General features: G+C 70.8%; 2 protein-coding genes and 1 pseudogene. 1 reads left to right on the forward strand and 2 read right to left on the reverse strand.

Annotation, left to right across the window (positions count from 1 at the left end; all coding sequences use genetic code 11):
• Nucleotides 1-174: 174 nt before the first annotated feature.
• Nucleotides 175-1,800: an alkaline phosphatase D family protein gene (locus tag AOK16_RS18875; protein WP_055473399.1), complete on the reverse strand. Its 1,626-nt coding sequence runs from the start codon at nucleotides 1,798-1,800 to the stop codon at nucleotides 175-177.
• A gap of 146 nt (nucleotides 1,801-1,946) precedes the next feature.
• On the reverse strand, nucleotides 1,947-3,281 hold the full coding sequence (locus AOK16_RS18880; protein ID WP_205627730.1) for an MFS transporter: 1,335 nt from the start codon (nucleotides 3,279-3,281) through the stop codon (nucleotides 1,947-1,949).
• 111 nt (nucleotides 3,282-3,392) lie between these two features.
• Here AOK16_RS18880 and AOK16_RS18885 point away from each other — a divergent pair.
• Nucleotides 3,393-3,938, forward strand: a pseudogene (locus AOK16_RS18885) (ornithine cyclodeaminase family protein); the annotation flags it as partial.

Genomic DNA, 3,938 nt, shown 5'->3' on the forward strand with positions numbered 1-3,938 from the left:
GCCGTGGCCGGCCACAAATATACGGAAGCTTCCCGACACCCCCTCCCCTCCGACACCGTCACCCTCCCGCCGGTGGCAACCTGCGGGTAGTTCCAACTACACCTGCTCAGGCCCGGGTTGCCCGCCTCCGACACCGTCGCCCTTCCGCCGGTGGCAACCTGCGGGTAGTTCCGACTACACCTGTTTCAGGCCCGGGTTGCCCGCCTCCGTGACGAAGGAGGCTGCTGTGGTGATCGGGGCGCCCTGGGTGGTGACCGCGTTGACCGTCTTGAAGTCGGCTCGGGCCTGTTCCCGGCCGAGCGTGAGGGTGTAGTAGCCGCGGCGGCCGTTGAACCACTTCAGGTGGGGGTTGGCCTGGGTGTAGGTGTCCCAGGTGGACGGCTTGTCCGCGCCGTCCTTGCCGCTGGAGATGGACGTGGTCACGAACTCCGTGCCCACCGTGCGGGAGTTCGGGTCGTTCCAGTCCTTCTTGATGTCGAACGCGTAGCTGACGTGCACGTCGCCGGTCAGGACGAGGAGGTTGTCGATGCCCGCTGCCTCCGCGCCCGCGAGCACGCGCGCGCGGGACGCCGGATAACCGTCCCAGGAGTCCATGCTGACCTTGGCCACCGGGTTGAGGTCCAGCTTCCGCTGGGAGAACGTGACCTGCTGCGGGACGACGTTCCACAGGGCGTTCGACTTCCGCCAGCCGTCGATCAGCCAGCGCTCCTGCGTCTCGCCGGTCATGGTGCGCGTCGGGTCCTCCGACTCCGGGCCCGGGATGTCGGAGCCGTCGCCGTACGCCTGGTTGGAGCGGTACTGGCGGGTGTCGAGGATGTCGAACTGGGCGTGCCGGCCGAACTTCAGGCGGCGGTAGAGCTGCATGTCGGGGCCGCTGGGCTGCTGCGGGCTGCGCAGCGGCTGGTTCTCCCAGTACGCGCGGTAGGCGGCGGCGCGGCGGATGAGGAACTCCTCCGGCGGGACGTCGTTCTCGGGCGTCTCGTCCGCGTAGTTGTTCTCGGTCTCGTGGTCGTCCCAGGTGACGACGAAGGGGTGCGCGGCGTGCGCGGCCATCAGGTCCGGGTCGGACTTGTAGAGGGCGTAGCGCAGCCGGTAGTCCTCGAGCGTCAGGGTCTCGCGGTTGTAGAGGTCGGGCAGCACGCGGTCGGTGTAGGCGCGGACGCCGCCGGTGGGGGTGACCGCGTACTCGTAGAGGTAGTCGCCCAGGTGGAAGACGACGTCCAGGTCCTCGGCGGCGAGGTGCCGGTACGCGGTGAAGTAGCCGTCGTGGTACGCCTGGCAGGAGACGGCGGCCAGCTTGACGTCGGTCAGCCGCGCACCGGGCGCGGGGGCGGTGCGGGTGCGGCCGACCGGGCTGATCCACCGGCCGGCGCGGAAGCGGTAGTAGTAGACGCGGTCGAAGGCCAGGCCCGCGACGTCCACGTGCACCGTGTGGTTGAACTCCGGGTGGGCGGTGGCCGTTCCGCGCCGGGCGATGCGGGAGAAGCGCCGGTCGTGGGCGACCTCCCAGGACACCGGTATCCGCGCCTCGGGCAGGCCGTTGCCCGGCTCGTACGGCTTGGGGGCCAGCCGGGTCCACAGCACCACGGAACCGGGCAGCGGGTCGCCGGAGGCGACGCCGAGGGTGAACGGGTCTTCGGTGATCGCGGTGCGGGCGTCGGCCTCGGCGGCCCGGGCGGTGCCCGGGAGGTTGGTCGCGAAGGCGAGCGCGGCGGCGGCCCCAGTGACGGTCAGGAACCGCCGCCGCCCGATGGCGGCGGCGGCAGCGCGCAGTTCCTGCTCTTGGTGCGTGGCGTTCATGTGCCCCTCCCCAGACGGGTATTGTCAGGGGAATTGCAGTGATCCGGGGCGGACTCCCGGCATCATGTGTACAACGCACACGTGTCGAGTCGATGAGCTTCGCGTCGAGATGGGGCGTTGCGGGCCAATCCCTGCCGGGAAAGCGGTTACTGGACCAAGGTGGCCGGTTCACCCCGGTCGGCTTTCTCTTCCTGACGCTCCTTCAGCAGGAGTGCGGCGGCGAAGGACAGGACGCCGGCCGCGCTCATGTAGAGGGCGACGGCCGTCCAGTCGCCGGTCCTGTCGAGCAGCCAGGTCGCGATCATCGGCGCGAACCCGCCGCCCAGGACGGTGCCCAGGGTGTAGCCGGCGGACAGGCCGGTGTAGCGCACCTCGACGGGGAAGATGTGCGCGAAGAAGGTGGGCATCGTCGCGTACGTCGCCGACCAGACCGCGAACAGCGCGAGGAACCCGAGCAGCCGCAGCGTCCAGATTCCGCTGTCCAGCAGGCCGAACCAGGCGTACGGCAGGACGGTCATGCCCGCGACTCCGGCGAGGAACAACCGCTTGCGGCTTGCCGCTTGGGCCTCGGACCCGCGCCGCCCCAGCCGGTCCGACCACCAGCCGAAGAGCGGTATCGCCACGATCGTCAGTGCGGTGCCGGCGAGTACGAGCGCGAGCATCTCGTCCTCGCCCACGCCCGCGTGGTCGGTGCCATAGCCCAGCGAGAAGACCGTGGCGATGTAGAAGACCGCGCCCGTGGCCAGGTAGGCGACGCTCATCAGGCCGACCTTGGCGAGGTGGTGGCGCAGCACCTCCACGACCGGCGGCGCCTTCTCCCGGCGGCTGCCCTCGGCCCGGCGGGCCGCCTCGAAGTCCGGGCTTTCGGCGACCTTGAGCCTGATGAACAGGCCGATAGCCACCAGCACGGCGCTGAACAGGAACGGGATGCGCCAGCCCCAGGAGCGGAAGTCCTCGTCCGGGAGCCGGGTCAGCGCCAGGAACAGCAGATTGGCCAGCAGCAGCCCCCATCCGATGCCGGTGTTGACCACGGCTCCGAACAGGCCACGCCGGCGCGGGTCGGCGTGCTCGACGCTCATCAGCACCGCCCCGCCGTACTCGCCGCCCAGCGAGAAGCCCTGCACGATCCGCACCAGGACGAGCAGCAGCGGGGCGCCGACCCCGATCTGGTCGTACGTGGGCAGCAGCCCGATCGCGAAGGTGGCGGCCCCCATCATGGTGAGGGTCAGCACCAGCATGGACTTGCGGCCGATCCGGTCGCCGAAGTGGCCGAAGACGAGGCCGCCGATGGGGCGCGCGAGGAAGGCGATGGCGAAGGTCGACAGCGACAGCAGGGTGCCGGTCAGCGGGTCGAAGCCGGGGAAGAACAGGTCGCCCAGGACGAGCGAGGCGGCCGTGCCGTAGATGAAGAACTCGTACCACTCGACGGTGCTGCCGATGAGGCTCGACAGCAACACCTTGCGGGCGTGGGGGCTGTTCACGGTCTCGGTCCCTCCCGGCGGGCCGGTGTTCACGTTCATCGGGTCGCCGGACCGTACCATGTACCATTTTACTGTTGGAAGGCTTTGGCCGTACGGAACCGGAGGGTGCACATGACCGGCGGAGACGCGGGCGAGGGCGGGACCGGCGGAGGGCTCCGGGTGATCGGAGCCGCCGAGGTCGACGCGGCCGTGCCGATGACGTCGGCGATCGCGGCCCTCCAGAGCGCGCTGCGCGGGGGGCTCGACCCGGAGACCGACCCGGCACGCTCCGTCGTCCCGGTCGAGCACGGCCAACTCCTCCTCATGCCCGCGCAGTCGAGCCGCTACGCGGGCGTCAAGGTGGCCTCGGTCGCGCCCGCCAACCCGTCACTCGGCCGCCCGCGCATCCAGGGCAACTACCTTCTGCTGGACGCCCGTACGCTCACCCCGCTGGCCCTCCTCGACGGTGTCGCCCTCACCTCGATCCGCACCGCCGCCGTATCGGCCGCCGCCGCGGACCTGCTCGCCGCGCCGGACGCCGAGCGCCTGGTCCTCTTCGGGACCGGCCCCCAGGCCCACAGCCACCTGGCCGCCCTCCGCGCGGTCCGACCCGTACGGCACGTGACGGTCGTGGGGCGCGACCGGGGGCGGGTTGAGGCGTTCGTTGGGGCGTACGGG

Origin of the sequence: Streptomyces pathocidini, from assembly GCF_001418495.1 — a bacterium.
Lineage (GTDB): Bacteria > Actinomycetota > Actinomycetes > Streptomycetales > Streptomycetaceae > Streptomyces > Streptomyces pathocidini.

Excerpts from the sequence above, each read along its gene's own strand:
- AOK16_RS18875 (WP_055473399.1), bottom strand. The coding sequence starts at position 1,800 with ATGAACGCCACGCACCAAGAGCAGGAACTGCGCGCTGCCGCCGCCGCC.